General features: G+C 46.1%; 12 protein-coding genes. 9 read left to right on the top strand and 3 right to left on the bottom strand.

The features are described from left to right. Nucleotides 1-157: 157 nt before the first annotated feature. Genes AC0MXB_RS16575 through AC0MXB_RS16550 form a run of 6 tightly spaced genes read left to right on the top strand, consistent with a single transcriptional unit; the run spans nucleotide 158 to nucleotide 7427 of the window. Nucleotides 158-1729 (top strand): acyl CoA:acetate/3-ketoacid CoA transferase, encoded by a 1572-nt coding sequence (locus tag AC0MXB_RS16575; protein WP_474040942.1) that lies wholly within the window; start codon nucleotides 158-160, stop codon nucleotides 1727-1729. Nucleotides 1730-1753: 24 nt separating this feature from the next. Beyond that, nucleotides 1754-2563: an acyl-CoA dehydratase activase gene (locus tag AC0MXB_RS16570; protein WP_474040838.1), complete on the top strand. Its 810-nt coding sequence runs from the start codon at nucleotides 1754-1756 to the stop codon at nucleotides 2561-2563. Then, nucleotides 2560-3825 carry a 2-hydroxyacyl-CoA dehydratase subunit D gene (locus tag AC0MXB_RS16565; RefSeq protein WP_474040837.1) on the top strand — a complete coding sequence of 422 codons (1266 nt, stop codon included), beginning with the start codon at nucleotides 2560-2562 and terminating at the stop codon, nucleotides 3823-3825. Before AC0MXB_RS16570 ends, AC0MXB_RS16565 begins: the two co-directional genes overlap by 4 nt. A 2-nt stretch (nucleotides 3826-3827) precedes the next feature. Beyond that, the gene (locus AC0MXB_RS16560; protein ID WP_474040836.1) at nucleotides 3828-4949 is read left to right on the top strand and encodes a 2-hydroxyacyl-CoA dehydratase subunit D; all 1122 of its coding nucleotides are present in this window, start codon (nucleotides 3828-3830) and stop codon (nucleotides 4947-4949) included. A gap of 17 nt (nucleotides 4950-4966) precedes the next feature. Next, complete coding sequence (locus AC0MXB_RS16555; RefSeq protein ID WP_474040835.1) at nucleotides 4967-5788, top strand: acyl-CoA dehydrogenase family protein; 822 nt, start codon at nucleotides 4967-4969, stop codon at nucleotides 5786-5788. A 46-nt stretch (nucleotides 5789-5834) separates the two neighbouring features. Then, on the top strand, nucleotides 5835-7427 hold the full coding sequence (locus AC0MXB_RS16550) for an L-lactate permease (RefSeq protein WP_474040834.1): 1593 nt from the start codon (nucleotides 5835-5837) through the stop codon (nucleotides 7425-7427). A 94-nt stretch (nucleotides 7428-7521) separates the two neighbouring features. Here the strand turns inward: AC0MXB_RS16550 and AC0MXB_RS16545 are convergent, their stop codons facing one another. Together AC0MXB_RS16545 and AC0MXB_RS16540 are read right to left on the bottom strand one after the other, a co-directional pair. Then, on the bottom strand, nucleotides 7522-8703 hold the full coding sequence (locus AC0MXB_RS16545) for an NAD(P)-dependent malic enzyme (RefSeq protein ID WP_474040833.1): 1182 nt from the start codon (nucleotides 8701-8703) through the stop codon (nucleotides 7522-7524). 20 nt (nucleotides 8704-8723) lie between these two features. Then, a complete protein-coding gene (locus tag AC0MXB_RS16540) occupies nucleotides 8724-9665 on the bottom strand; it encodes a nitronate monooxygenase (RefSeq protein ID WP_474040832.1) in 942 nt (313 codons plus the stop codon). Between the two features lie 148 nt (nucleotides 9666-9813). Between AC0MXB_RS16540 and AC0MXB_RS16535 the strand changes: the two genes are divergently transcribed. The 3 genes from AC0MXB_RS16535 (at nucleotide 9814) to AC0MXB_RS16525 (ending at nucleotide 13745) form a co-directional block, all read left to right on the top strand. Next, nucleotides 9814-10686, top strand: a complete 873-nt coding sequence (locus AC0MXB_RS16535) for a LysR family transcriptional regulator (RefSeq protein ID WP_474040831.1) — start codon at nucleotides 9814-9816, stop codon at nucleotides 10684-10686. A 165-nt stretch (nucleotides 10687-10851) separates the two neighbouring features. Continuing rightward, nucleotides 10852-12567 carry a methyl-accepting chemotaxis protein gene (locus AC0MXB_RS16530; RefSeq protein ID WP_474040830.1) on the top strand — a complete coding sequence of 572 codons (1716 nt, stop codon included), beginning with the start codon at nucleotides 10852-10854 and terminating at the stop codon, nucleotides 12565-12567. Next, on the top strand, nucleotides 12564-13745 hold the full coding sequence (locus AC0MXB_RS16525; protein ID WP_474040829.1) for a DNA polymerase IV: 1182 nt from the start codon (nucleotides 12564-12566) through the stop codon (nucleotides 13743-13745). Before AC0MXB_RS16530 ends, AC0MXB_RS16525 begins: the two co-directional genes overlap by 4 nt. On the opposite strand, the gene AC0MXB_RS16520 is transcribed toward AC0MXB_RS16525, so the two are convergent. Next, nucleotides 13693-14799 (bottom strand): tetraprenyl-beta-curcumene synthase family protein, encoded by a 1107-nt coding sequence (locus AC0MXB_RS16520; RefSeq protein ID WP_474040828.1) that lies wholly within the window; start codon nucleotides 14797-14799, stop codon nucleotides 13693-13695. The genes AC0MXB_RS16525 and AC0MXB_RS16520 overlap by 53 nt on opposite strands. Nucleotides 14800-14957: the final 158 nt, after the last annotated feature.

Here is a 14957-nt window from a genome sequence, read left to right as displayed (position 1 = left end):
AAAATAGAGCGGTAAATCTGCTTACTTTTGCGTTATTTGGGCTGAAAAATTCGCTTTTTCCAAAGATAATGACAATTTTATTTGGCATCCTTTATGCATTGAGATATAGACGTAATTAAATTTGTTCTGTACATCAAGGAAAGGGCGGTAATAAGTGATGCGAAAAATTCCAGTTCTCACAGCAGAGCAGGCTGCAGCACTGGTTCAGGATGGTCAGACCATTACTACAGGCGGTTTTGTTGGCAGTTCTCTGCCGGAAGCTCTCAGTGAAGCTTTAGAAAAACGATTTTTGGCTACGGGAAAGCCGGAAAACCTTACTCTCTTTTATTCCGGCGGGCAAGGCAATAAAGATGGCAGCGGCGCCGATCATTTTGCCCATGAAAAAATGACAGGAAAGGTTATTGCCGGTCATTGGAATTTGGCGCCAAAGCTCAGCAAGTTGGCTGTAGAAAATAAAATTGCCGGTTATAATCTGCCGCAAGGCATTTTATCTTGTCTCTATCGCGATATTGCGGCCAAACGTGAAGGCATGATCAGTCACGTGGGTCTTCATACTTTTGTCGATCCCCGCAACAGTGGCGGCAAAATCAATGAAAGGGCCCAAGAAGATTTAGTGGAAGTCATTCAAATTAATGGTAAAGAGCGTCTCTTCTTCAAGACCTTTCCGATTGATGTAGCTTTTATTCGCGGCACCTACGCCGATGAAACTGGTAATATCTCTTTTGAAAAAGAACTAGGGCCCTTTGATGCGACCTCTATGGCGCAGGCCGTAAAAAATTGTGGCGGTAAAGTCATTGTCCAAGTCGAGAAAATTGTAAAAGCCGGCACATTAGATCCCAAACTGGTAAAAATTCCAGGAATTTATGTTTACGCTGTTGTGATTGGTCCCGAAGCGACGCAGCAGCAAAGTCTTGGCTGTTGTTTTGATCCCAGTCTCTGCGGTGAAGCGCGACTGGCAGAAGAATGTACGCTGGAACCTTTGCCGCTTTCCGCTAAAAAAATTATTGGTCGCCGAGCAGCCATGGAACTTGCTGAAAACGTTGTCGTTAATCTTGGTATTGGCGCGCCGGAATATGTTGCTGCGATTGCTGGCGAAGAGGGCATCAGCGATTATATGACCCTTACTGTAGAAGGCGGCGCTGTCGGCGGGAATCCGCAAGGCGGTGTGCGTTTTGGCGGTAGTCGCAATGCCGACTGTCTGCTCGAACAGGGGATCCAATTCGATTTCTATGATGGCGGCGGTCTTGATTTAGCTTGTATTGGTATGGCACAGGCTGATCAACAAGGCAATATCAATGTAAGCCGCTTTGGTTCGCGGCTCGCTGGCTGTGGCGGCTCCATTGATATTACGCAAAACTCTAAAAAGGTAATATTTTGCGGTACCTTTACGGCCAATGGTTTGAAAACTAAGGTAGAGCAGGGAAGTCTGTTGATTGAACAGGAAGGCAAAGAGCATAAGTTTATTACTGCGGTAGACCAAGTTACCTTCAGCGGCGCTTACGCCGCGCAAAATAACCAAAAAGTACTCTATGTAACAGAACGCGCCGTATTTGAGCTGCGCAGCGATGGTCTTTATCTTACGGAGATTGCACCAGGAGTTGATCTCAAAACTCATATTCTCGATCAAATGGATTTTCAGCCGAAGATCAGTCAGGAACTGTCCTTAATGAATCCGGCTATCTTTCAGTTGGAGACTATGGGGCTGCAGGCAATGATCAAGGGACGCTAGGCACGAGGCAAGGAGGTTTTTTCAATGTATGTATTAGGAATTGATGTGGGATCTACTTCATCCAAAGCGGTCATTTTGAATCCTGATCTTAAGGTGGTCGGCGCGGCTGTTGTTTCTGCCGGTACAGGATCAACCGGACCGCAACGGGTCATGCAGGAAGTGGTGAAACAAGCTAATTTACAGACCAAAGACATCAAGAAGATTGCGGCTACCGGTTATGGTCGGTTTCGCATCGAAGATGCAGACAAGCAAATCAGTGAAATCAGCTGTCATGCCAAAGGCGTAGCCTATCTTTGTCCCAGTGTGCGGCTCATTATTGACATTGGCGGTCAAGATTTAAAGGCAATTAAGCTCAGTCAAAGCGGCATGGTTGATCAATTCTTTATGAGCGATAAATGCGCTGCCGGTACGGGCCGTTTTTTAGAAGTTATGGCCCGCATCTTAGAAATCGATATTAGCCAAATGGCTGAATATGGCAGTCGAGCTGAAGAGGTAGCTGCGATTAGTAGCACTTGCACTGTTTTTGCTGAGTCTGAGGTGATTTCCCAACTAGCTCAGGGAACACCCAAAGAAAATATTATTGCCGGAATTCATCAGTCTGTAGCTGTAAAGGCCTGCGGTTTAATTCGTCGCTGTTCTATCGATGGCGATGTGGTTATGAGTGGCGGCGTTGCAAAAAATAGCGGCGTTGTTGCCGCGATTGCCAAAGAATTGTCCCAGGAAGTCATCGTTTTACCGGAATCACAGCTTGCCGGCGCGCTCGGCGCGGCCTTATTTGCCTATGAAGATCTCTTTGGTTTATTGCAAAATAATAGAAAGAAGGCGTTAGCATGAATGAAACAGAAAACATGAGCTCCAAACAATTACTTGCTTACTATCAGGAACAGCTTGATGAGGAAGCTCGTCAGGCAAAAGCCGAAGGGAGACTGGTTGCTTGGTCTGCATCGGTTGCGCCAAGTGAGTTCTGCGTGGCTATGGATGTAGCCCTCGTCTATCCGGAAACCCACGCTGCGGGAGTTGCTGCTCGCAAAGGCTCGCAGGATCTGCTCGAAGTCGCTGCGAATAAAGGCTATTCTATTGATTGCTGCTCCTATGGCCGAGTCAATATGGGATATATGGAATTACTGAAAGAACAGGCGATTACGGGAAAAACACCAGAAAAACTAGCCAATTCGCCAGCGGCTAAGGTTCCGCTGCCTGACTTTGTCATTACTTGCAACAACATTTGCAATACCTTGTTAAAGTGGTATGAAAACCTGGCGGCTGAGCTCAATATTCCTTGTATCGTCATTGATGTTCCCTTTAATCACACCATGCCGATTCCCGAATATGCCAAAGCTTATATTGCTGATCAGATTCGTGCTGGCATCGCTCAAGTAGAAAAACTGAGCGGCAGGAAAATGGATCCTGATAAATTTTTAGCGGTTCAGGAACAGACGCAGCGTTCTGTAGCGCAATGGAAACGGATTGCCGACCTTTCGGCGCATAAACCATCACCCTTAAACTGTTTTGATTTATTTAACTATATGGCTCTCATTGTTTGCGCCCGCAGCCGTGATTATGCGGAAAAAACTTTCAAAAAGTTTGCTGATGAATTGGAAGAAAACCTAAAAAATGGAGTTTATGCCTTTAAAGGAGCCGAAAAGGACCGCGTAACTTGGGAAGGAATTGCCGTATGGCCTTATTTGGGACATACTTTTAAATCGCTGAAAAACCAGGGAACAATTATGACTGGTTCAGCCTATCCCGGTTTGTGGGATCTTAGTTATACGCCGGGGGACCTTGGGTCCATGGGCGAATCTTACAGTAATGTTTATATTAATACCTGTTTAGAGAACAAAGTGGATGTACTTTATGACATTATCACCAAGAGTAAATCCGACGGCGTAGTGTATCATTTAAACCGCAGCTGTAAGCTTATGAGCTTTTTGAATGTAGAAACAGCAGAGCAGCTGAAAGAAAGAACAGGCCTTCCTTTTGTCAGCTTTGACGGCGACCAGGCAGACCCGAATAATTTTTCACCGGCCCAGTTTGATACTCGTGTGCAGGCTTTAGGTGAAATGATGGAAGCGCAAGCCAAAAAGGGAGGTTGTTAATCATGGAACAGATCAAGGCATTATTACAGCAATTCACTGAATTTGCCGCTCAGCCGCAAAAATCAATTCAGGAACATAAAGCCGCAACAGGTAAAGGCGCTGTAGGCGTTCTCCCTTACTATGCGCCGGAAGAACTTATTTATGCCGCAGGCTATCTGCCTGTAGGAATTTGGGGCGGTCAGAAACAGATCAAGAAAGCGCCTACCTATCTACCAGCCTTTGCTTGTTCAATCATGCAGTCTGTCATGGAAATGGAACTCGAAGGCGTTTACGATATTTTTGACGCGATTCTCATGTCGGTTCCCTGTGATACACTGAAATGTCTCAGTCAGAAATGGAAGGGAACAGCGCCAGTTATTGTTTTTACTCATCCGCAAAATCGTAAATTGGAATCAGCCAATCAATTCCTCGTGGAAGAATATAAAATTGTGAAAGCCAAGCTGGAAAAGATTCTTGGCGTTACCATTTCGACAGAAGCAATTCAGGAAGCGATTGCTGTGTATAATGCGAATAAACAGGCCACACGTCTCTTTTTAGAAATCGCTGCTGCTTATCCGCAAGTGATTAATCCTATAGACCGTCATGCTGTTATGAAAGCGCGTCTCTTTATGGACAAAGCCAAGCATACGGCCTTATTGCAGCAACTGATTGCAGCAATCACTGTTTTACCTATCACTCCTTGGCAGGGAAAACGAGTCATACTAACAGGCATAACAGCCGAACCGAATGAATTTTTGGCGTTGCTTCAGGAATTTAATATTGCTGTTGTGGCTGATGATTTAGCGCAAGAAAGTCGTCAAGTAAGAGTCGACACGCCAAAACATCGTGATCCGCTCTACGCCTTGGCGAAAGCCTGGCAGAATTTTGATGGCTGTTCCCTCGCTGTGAATACGAAAAAGCCGCGTGGTTCTATGCTGATCGACATGGTCCATAAATATGGCGCTGATGCAGTGATTGTCTGTATGATGAAATTCTGTGATCCAGAAGAATGGGACTATCCGGTAATGTATCGTGAAATGGAAGAAGCGGGCGTAAAAAGCTTAATGCTCGAAATCGACCAGCAAACCGTCTCGTTCGAACAAGCAAAAACACGGATTCAAAGTTTTGTGGAAATGCTTGCTTAAAAACCGAGGTGGAAATCATGCGCGAGAAAATCAAAGCGTTTTTACAAAAAAGCATTGTCCCCGTGCTAGAAGAGAAGTCTCCGCAGTCTTTCCCGCTTCGTAAGGCTTTTACCATATTAGGAGAGGCCGGCCTTTTGGGCCTGGCCTTTCCTGCAAAATATGGCGGAGCCGATGGCAGTTTCACGGATTTTGCGATTGTCGCCGAAGAAATCTTCCGGCTGTCTGCCGCATTAGGCATGGCTTTTTCCAATCACATTATCTTAGGCTGTTGGCCTATTTTTCAGTTTGGTACGGAGGAACAAAAACAGAAATATCTTGTTGATTTACTGTCAGGGAGAAAGATCGTTTCATTTGCCTTAGCGGAAAGCTCCATGACGCAAGACTTGTATAAAGAGGGATGTACGGCGATTAAAGATGGCAAACGCTATATTCTGAACGGGCGGAAAGTGCTTTATCAGAGCTTTTCGAGTGCCGATCAGGCAATTGTCTTTGCAGCAACGGATCGTACGCAAAAATTCCTCGGCGTAAGTGCTTTTATCGTCGACAAGGGAAAGCGGGGCCTCTCCTTTGAATGCGACGAGATAGAATATGATCAGGCAAAGCCAATGCAAACCACTATGATCATGAATCATTGCTCTGTGGAAGAAACGGCGCGCCTGGGAGAAGAAGGCGATGGCTGTAAAATCGCTATAGCGGCGATTCATATAGTCCGTGCTAGCATTGCTGTCCATGCGCTGGGCCATTCCCGTGCGACTTTCAGCTATATGAGCCAGTTATGGCAGCAGGAACAACGTTATAGCAATAATAATGCGAAAAATTTTCAAAATATTAAGATTTGACGTATTAATCTTTACTTTTTGTACTATGAGAATGGAGATGATCTACATGTGGCAAATCGTTCCTCATCCCCTCGGAATTGAAGTATCAGCACTTCTGGCGTTGATTCCCCTTACTTGGCTTCTGTTAGGACTCTGTGTCTGGAAATTAGCGGCACATAAAACTTGTTTCGTGGCTCTCATCCTCAGCGCCGTCTTGGCTTTATTTGTTTGGCAGATGCCGGGAAATCTTGTTTTTCTCGGAATTGCCGACGGCGTGGTTTTGGCCTTATGGCCGATCATTCTCGTTATTTTTTCTGCTATTTTTACCTATAATATGACTGTACAAACTGGCGCTATGGATAAAATCAAAGGCTTAATGGCCAGCTTTTCTCAAGATCGGCGGGTTCAGGCCTTATTAATTGCCTGGGGATTTGGCGCTTTTTTAGAATCGGCAGCTGGTTTTGGTACGGCTGTAGCCATTCCGGCCGCTATTTTAATCAGTTTAGGTTTTCCGCCCTTTTTTGCTTCGGTGGTATGTCTTATTGCCAATACCGTTCCGGTTGCCTTCGGAGGCGTAGGCTTGCCTGTTATCACTTTAGCGAAAGTGGCCGATGTCGATGTGCTTCGTTTAACCTTGGATTGCGCGATTCAGCTTACGCCGTTTATCCTGGTGATTCCGCTGGCTTTGATTTGGCTAATTACCAAAAAAGCTTCTGGTTTTCGCGGCGTTTTCCTGATGTCTGTCGCTGCTGGCGCTTTTTTTGCCGTACCACAGCTCTTTATTGCAGCTTATATTGGACCAGAACTGACTTCTATCGTCGGTTCGATTATGTCGATGCTGGCAATTGTAGTGATTAATAAAATTTCACCGCCCAAAAAAGTTTGGCGTTTTCCTGATGAAACTGCGGCTGGGTTAGAAAGTGACGCTGCTTTTCAGACGAATCTTAAGGAGCAGATGATTGCTTGGTCGCCCTACTTTTTCTTGCTTATCTTTATTCTGGGGACGAATGAAGTCATTTTCCCCGCTTTGAATGAAGCCTTACGGAATCTTAGTACAACAGTTCATATTTATTCCGGTCCCGGTGGCAATCCGATTTCCATTGAATGGATTCTTACGCCAGGAACGCTGATTTTGCTGGGGTCATTGCTTTCAGCCAGACTGCAAAAAGCATCTTGGCAGGATCTTTGTGACGTAACTGGTAAAACCTTAAAGCAATTGCAGAAAACTTCACTGACCGTCATTACGATTGTAGCTATGGCTAAAATTATGAGTTATTCTGGTATGATTTCAGATATCGCCTATGCGCTAGCTATGACAACAGGCGGCGCCTATCCCTTCATTGCCCCTATTATTGGGACACTGGGAACTTTTGTAACAGGCAGTGACACGAATGCTAATGTGCTTTTTGGGTCATTGCAGAAGCAGACGGCTCTGCAGATTGGCGCCGATCCGACCTGGATTACTGCTTCCAATACATCGGGCGCTACAGCGGGAAAAATGATTTCACCGCAAAGTATTGCCATTGCCACTTCCGCAACGAATCAAATCGGTATTGAAGGCGATATTCTTCGCTCCACTGTGGGCTACTGCCTCATCTATACGGTGATGCTTGGCTTCTGGGTGTTTTTCGTAAACTATATGCGGTTTTTCCTTGGCTAAACTAGCTTAAAATAGAATAGATATTATTGAGCGACAATAAAAACTGCCAGCAGTCCTTGTTAGGGGATTGCTGGCAGTCCTTGTTTATTTGTAATTATTCGATCCTAGCGACACCGGATTGCTTCGCCGCCTTAGCAACTGCTTTGGCAACGAGACAAGAAATTTTTGCGTTGAGCGGATCCGGGAAAATATTTTCGGCGTTTAGGTCGCAGGCATTTACACAGTTGGCAATGGCGACAGCAGCGGCAAGACACATATGCTGATTAATATCGCTAGCTCTTACTGATAGAGCGCCTTTCAAAATGCCAGGGAAAGCAACTACGTTGTTAATCATGTTCGGGAAATCAGCTCGACCGGTACCAATGATCGCAGCACCGCCTGCTTTTGCTTCTTCAGGCATAATTTCCGGTTCGGGATTGGCCATGGCGAAGATAATAGGCTGACTGTTCATGGAAGCGACCATTTCTTTAGTAACCAGTTTGGGCCGCGATACGCCGACAAAGACATCGGCTCCTTGGAGGGCATCAGCCAGGGTTCCTTGTTTTCCCTGAGGATTCGTCAGCGGTGCAATGGCCTGGTGGCCTTCATTTAACAGTGTTTGCGGTATATCTTTATGTAAAATGCCTTCGCGGTCGACAAGGATAAGACGATTGACGCCGTAGGCGAGAAGCAGCCGGGCAATGGCGATACCAGCAGCGCCGGCGCCGTTAATGACGACTTCACTCTCTGTCAAATCTTTGCCGACAACCTTATGAGCATTAATCAGACCGGCTAAGACGCAAATAGCGGTACCATGTTGATCATCATGAAAAACGGGAATATCAAGCTCCGCCTTAAGACGCGCTTCAATTTCAAAGCAGCGCGGCGCCGCAATATCTTCTAAATTAATGGCGCCAAAGGTCGGTGCGAGAAATTTTACGGTTTTAATAATTTCTTCCGTATCTTGTGTGTCTAGGCAGATCGGGATCGCATCAACGTTGGCGAGATTTTTAAAGAGAATGGCTTTGCCCTCCATGACAGGAATGGCTGCTTTGGGGCCAATATTGCCAAGGCCGAGCACGGCGGAGCCGTCAGAAACGACGGCTACCATATTGCCCTTTGAAGTATAGTCATAGACCTCTGCTTCGTTTGCCGCGATGCGGCGGCAAGGCTCGGCTACGCCAGGACTGTAAGCTAGGCTCAGATCTGTAAGGTTATTTAAGGGAAGTTTACTGACAATCCCGATTTTTCCCCGCGCCTGTTTATGGAGTGCGAGAGACCGTTCATATACACTCATGGGGATCACTCCTTTAGCAATTATTTCGCTTTTTCCGGCGCTAATTTTAGCGTAGCTAGAGCTTCAGCGATCAACTCGGTGACAACTTCTCGGACTGGCTGGATTTTAGTCAAACGATTTAAGCTTTGACCGACTTGTACGAGGCCGTTTTCGACATCGCCGTCAATCGCTGCTAGCTTATTCGTGCCTGTAGCCATATCATTCAATTCTTCTTGGGGAGCGCCGCTCCGTTCCCGATCGAGGAAGCGGTCAGTAAACTGATTTTTTAAACCGCGTACACCATGGCCGCGGGAGAAGCCTGTAACAGCCGAATCAGTATCGGTGGCAGCAATAATTTTTTCTTTGGCTTTGTCATGAACTGTGCATTCTTCTGTTAATAAAAAGCGTGAACCCATCTGAACGCCATCAGCGCCCATGAGCAGAGCTGCTGCCATGGCCCGACCGTCAGAAATACCGCCTGCGGCGATCACTGGCAGACTTACTTCAGGGATGACATTGCTGAGGAGCGCCATGGTCGTTTGCGTACCAATATGACCGCCTGCCTCCATACCTTCAATGACGATGGCGTCAGCGCCAGCTGCTTCGATACGTTTAGCTAATTTTACGCTAGGGACGACAGGAATTGCTTTAATACCAGCTTGGTGAAATGTTTCAATAAAGGGAACGGGGTTGCCAGCGCCGAGAGTAACAAAAGCGACTTTTTCTTCGCAGATGACCTTTACGATTTCGTCTTTATTGGGAGCCATCAGCATGACGTTTACGCCAAAGGGCTTGTCAGTCAGTTTTTTTGTGGCGCGGATTTCTTCTCTGACCCAGTCGGCAGAGCGACCGCCTGCCGCAATCACGCCAGCACCGCCAGCGTTAGAGACAGCGGAGGTTAATTTTCTTTCAGAAATCCAGGCCATCGCGCCCTGAATGAGAGGAAATTGGATGCCTAAGAGGCGGGTAACTTTTGTATTCACAGAACATCACTCCTATTTGTAAATGTTTTGGGATAATTCGATTACTTTTAGTGTAAGAGAATTGACGAAAAAAGGGAAATAGACTTTCTTTATGTTATAATAATTTTAATGTATGGAAAACTTTAAGCCATAGCGAGGTGATTCTTTGATGGATTTACGGCAGTTAGAGTACTTTCAGATGGTTTGTCGGCTTAATAATATGACACGGGCGGCAGAACGGCTGCATGTAGCGCAGCCAGCCATTTCCGTGGCGATTCAAAAACTGGAGGAAGAGCTCGGCGTGCGGCTCTTTGAGCGCAGTCAGAAGCAGTTTACCTTAACCGTGGAAGGCCGGGTCTTTTTAGAACGGGCTGAGGATATTTTGCAGCGCTCCCAAGATGCTGTTTTGGAAATGAACGAGTATAAAGAGCTGCGGCGCGGACGAATCAAGCTTGGCGTGCCGCCCATGATTGGGTCCTATCTTTTCCCCCATATTTTTGCCGGTTTTCAAAAACTATATCCTGACTTGAATCTTGTTGTTATCGAAGAAGGATCTCTTGCTGTGCGGGAACTGATTGAAAAGGATGAACTTGATTTAGGTATGGTCATTACTTCGCTCACATCTTCCTTATTAAAAACGCAGCCAATTACGACAGGGGAAATTGTTTTATGCGTATCACCATTGCATCCCTTGGCGGAACGGACCGCTGTGTCTTTTGATGATCTCAAGCAAGAACCTTTTATTTTGCTTAAAGAAGATGCTTATCATCGTCAAGTCGTGTTGGAAGAGTGTCGCAAGCATGGCTTTGAACCGAATATTGTCTTATCTTCCAGTCAGATTGAAACCGTACGAGGCCTTGTGGGCAAAGGTGTGGGGATTTCTTTTTTGCTTGATGCCATTGCTCAACAAGATCATAAAATCCAATCGGTGTCTTTGGCAGAAAGCATGAAAATTGAAATTGGCTTGGCCTGGAAAAAAGATCGTTTCCTATCAAAGGCCGCACAAGTTTTTATTGACTATATGGGACATTTGAAATTTTGAAGCTTTTATAGGACTTTTTGTAGTATTTTAAAGAATCAGACGCTTTTTTGTTGTTGTCGGTTATCGAGCTATGTTATGATGAACAGTAAGATAATAGGAAGAATTTTGCTGACGTAAAGGCTGCGGCAGTTTGCCGCAATATTGAGAGAGACAGGAGAGAAGTGTATGCAGTTTTTTCGCGATCTAAAAATTGGCCAGAAAATATCTTTTCTAATTAGTATTGCCGTTGTTTTTGTCTTTCTGGTCGGGTTGACCGGCTATTATTACTTGTCCCAGTCCAATCGGGCTATTGACAGTATGTATAAAGAGCAGCTTTTGGCGATTGATTGGCTGAATACGGGCCGGACGGCTGCCAAACAGATTGAAAGTGATCTTTTTGCGCTGATGGTTACGACCGATGATGCAGAAAATAAGCGATTGAAAAGTGATATTGATGCCCAGGTAAAAGGGTTTAATGAAACGTTAGCAAATTACGAGAAACTTCCCTTAGATGCAAAAGAAAAGGCCGCCTTGCAAGATGTGAAACAAAGTCTGCAAAATTATCGTGATGGCCGGGGACCGGTCATTGACCTAGCTATGCAGAATAAAAATCAAGAAGCTTACGTTTTATACACAAGTAAGGTTCAGATTCATGCTCATGCTTTTAGTGAAAAACTTGAGGGACTAGCGCATTATACCGAAAAGAAGGCGGCAGAGGCAGCGGAACGAAATTCTCAGCAAGAGAAAACAGCCACCTTCTTGATGGTCGCATTAAATATCTTGTCCTTTATCCTCATTGTCGCTGTAGGCTGGCTGATTCGCAGTTTGATTGTAAAACCGCTGCAGCAAGTTGTCACCGTTGTTGAAGCTGTGGCCAAAGGAGATTTAAGTGTTTCTGATCTTGCCATTCAGTCGCGCGATGAATCAGGCCAAGTGGCCGTGGCTGTCAATGTTATGCTGAAAAATCTGCGGGAGCTGATTCGCATGGCTTCTCACTCGGCCCAGCAAGTTGCTGCTTCTTCGGAAGAGCTAACCGCAGGAGCTCAGCAGTCCGCTGATGTAGTGACCCAAGTTGCTGGTTCGACTTCGGAAACCGCTGCGGCGGCCCAGCAGCAGGCTGACAAAGTAGAAGAAACGTTAAGACTTATTGTAGAAACAGGTGAAATGCGTAAAGCCGTCGGTGAGAAGGCTGTAACGATTACGAAAGTATCAGAGGAAACGGCGGCGGCATCAGAAGAAGGCAATCGTCTGGTAGAAACCGCGGTGGATCAGATGGGACGCATTGAATCCTCCGTAAATCATTCAGCTGGTGTGGTTGAAAAGCTGGGCGAACGGTCCCAGGAAATCGGTAATATTGTTGATACGATTGCCGGCATTGCCGGTCAGACGAATCTTTTAGCGCTCAATGCCGCGATTGAAGCCGCACGAGCCGGTGAACAAGGAAAAGGCTTTGCCGTGGTGGCTGAGGAAGTAAGAAAGCTAGCAGAACAGTCTCAGGAGGCAGCGAAACAAATTGCGGATCTCATACGATCCGTTCAAGCCGATACACAGCAGGCTGTCATTGTTATGAAAGAAGGCACGCAGGAAGCGAAGCAGGGATCGGAAGTGATCAAGCAGACTGGCAGCGCCTTTGAAAATATCAGCACGCTTGTGCGTCAGGTAGTAACGCTTAATCAGGAGTCCATTCAAATGCGCCAGGAAATGGGCAAGGGTACAGTTAAAATTGACCAATATGTTCATGATGTAGAAAAGATGAGCCGTAATATTATGGAACAAGCGCAAATGATTTCCGCTTCGACTGAGGAACAATCCGCCTCTATGGAAGAAATTGCTGCAAGTAGTCAAAGCCTAGCGCTGCTAGCGCAGGACTTGCAAGAGACCATTCAGAAATTCCACCTATGAGCCGCTGGATTATGCATGTCGATATGGACGCCTTCTTTGCTGCGATTGAGCAGCGAGATCATCCTGAATATCAGGGTAAACCCGTTATTGTAGGCGGCTTAAGCGCCCGCGGTGTTGTGGCGACAGCTTCCTATGAAGCAAGACGGTTTGGCGTTCACTCGGCTATGGCTATGACAGAGGCGCGTCGCCGCTGTCCTCAGGGAATTTATCTTCGACCGGACTTTGCGCGCTATGAAGCGGCATCTCATCAGATACGGAAAATTTTTGCTTGCTTTTCACCTATTGTTGAACCACTTTCCTTAGATGAAGCCTTTTTGGAGGTTTCGGGCATGGAGCTTCTGTACGATGATCCAGTGGCAATTGCCCAGGAAATTAAAGCAGCTATAGCGAAAGAAGTGCAACTTGTCGCGTCAGTGGGCCTTGCTCCCAATAAATTTCTTGCCAAAGTCGCCTCTGATATGAATAAACCTGATGGACTTAAGGTTATTTATCCGGGGGAAGAAGCGGCGAGCATTGCCGCTCTTCCTTTGGAGCGAATCTGGGGCGTTGGGAAAAGAACCGCAGATATTTTGCATCGCTATGGTTTTCACACGATTGATGATGTGGCGAAAGCCGATGCCGCATTACTTGCGGCAGAACTTGGCGATTTTTCGACTAAGCTGATTACCTTGGCGCAGGGCATTGATGATCGGCCAGTAGAGCCGCACCGGGAAGCGGCCTCTATTGGTCGGGAAATTACTTTTTCTGAGGATATAACCGGGCCAGACGAATTGTTTAGCTATCTTTTGGCGTTAGCGGAAGATGTAGGTTGGCAGCTGCGGCAGGAACGCCTGTTTGCCCGGACAGTAACGATTAAAGTTCGCTATCCGTCCTTCGAGACGGTGACGCGCAGCAAAACGATCGAGCCTTTTTCGCTGGATGAAGAGATTTATCAGACGGCAGTTGAATTACTAAATAAATTAAAGATATTACAGCCTGTGCGCTTATTAGGTGTTACCGTATCGCATCTTACGGGAAGTCGGCCTTTTGATTTGTTTCAGACCAATCAGCGACAGGAAAAAATCGCTGCTGTAACCGATTCCTTAAAGGAACGCTTTGGCTCAGCGATCGTTAGTCGGGCGCAGGCTAAAGTTTATGGCAGCGACGCAGTATTAAACAAAGATAATAAAAGAATTTAGCTTCGGAAGAGGCGCTGAGCAGCTTGCTGCGCAGCGCTTTTTCTTGTTTTGTGCTGATTTTTTCATCCGACAAATAGAGAGCTAGCAAGCCGCTGATTACTGTTCTCGTAAATAAGATTTCTTTACGGGATAGTGGGACGGTCAATGATGACGGGGTTAGAGTCATCATTGTCTGGAGCGATTCTGTTTGGCGGTACGCTTCGGTTACGAAAAAGTGAAGTCGTTTTTCGCCCTGGAGAAGTGAATCATAGGCGCTGAAAAAGTTAAAGTCATTATGCAAGCGGTCTTCTTCTCTATCAATATAATAGTCTAGTAAAATATGGAGTGCACAAATGGTGGGGAAATAGAGTGTTTTAGCGGCTGTGCTTTTTTCTCGCGGTAAGGCGGGCTGTGATGCTAAGGCGCAAAGATAAAAAATCGCTAATGTAGAACCAGCCGCTGCGGCAAATTCATAGCCAATCAATTCAGGATAAGTGCTGCTGTGCTGCTCATTCCAGGCAGTCAGCACGGGTTCCCGTTTCCCCACGGTTAAATGTTTATAGGTCTGTAGTTCGACATACAATTTGGTAAACTCATAGACATCTTGTTGAACCTGATCGTAGGCAGGCAGGTTCGACAAAACTTTTTGACAGGCTGACACAAGGTCATAGAGATAGCCTCGGTCGCATGTAATGGGATAGAAAGCGTAGTAATCTATCTGTGGCGCTTTTGGCGTGACGGCTCGTAACATGGCTTCATGGAGCTGGGCAAAGCATTTTGCTTCCATGGGTCCAAGACGGTCGCATAAGTTATCAAGGTAGTCGCTGATGGTTTGAAAAGCCACAATAAATTCGGTAAGCTCTTGGCGCTTTACACCAGGATAAAGACTGAAGACACTGCCGCCAAGACAATGAAATTGTTTTTGCCGTAAACTGATAAGCGCTTCGTGGCGCAAGCGGGGTTCTAACTGCTCACAGGCGCTTTTTTGCCAAACGGTTAATTTTTGTTTGACGAGGGGGAAATTCCGCCCGATTAGGCGTAAGAGCAGGGGCCAGTTGCTTAAACAAGAGGTCATAGTGCATACGCTCCTTTAGTTCATGGCGAATCCGCTGTCCACTTTCGTTTTTATAAGTAGTTGTGTGTGTATGTGAGTCAAGAGCGGCTCTTGTTATCAGTATATCCAGGAATATTTTGTATTTATGCTTAGCGACCATAAAAAGACTCCTACCGTTT

This window comes from Pelorhabdus sp. sgz311001, from assembly GCF_055901755.1.
The sequence above is the reverse complement of the archived record's forward strand: the minus strand, read 5'-3'. Positions and strand labels throughout refer to the sequence as shown.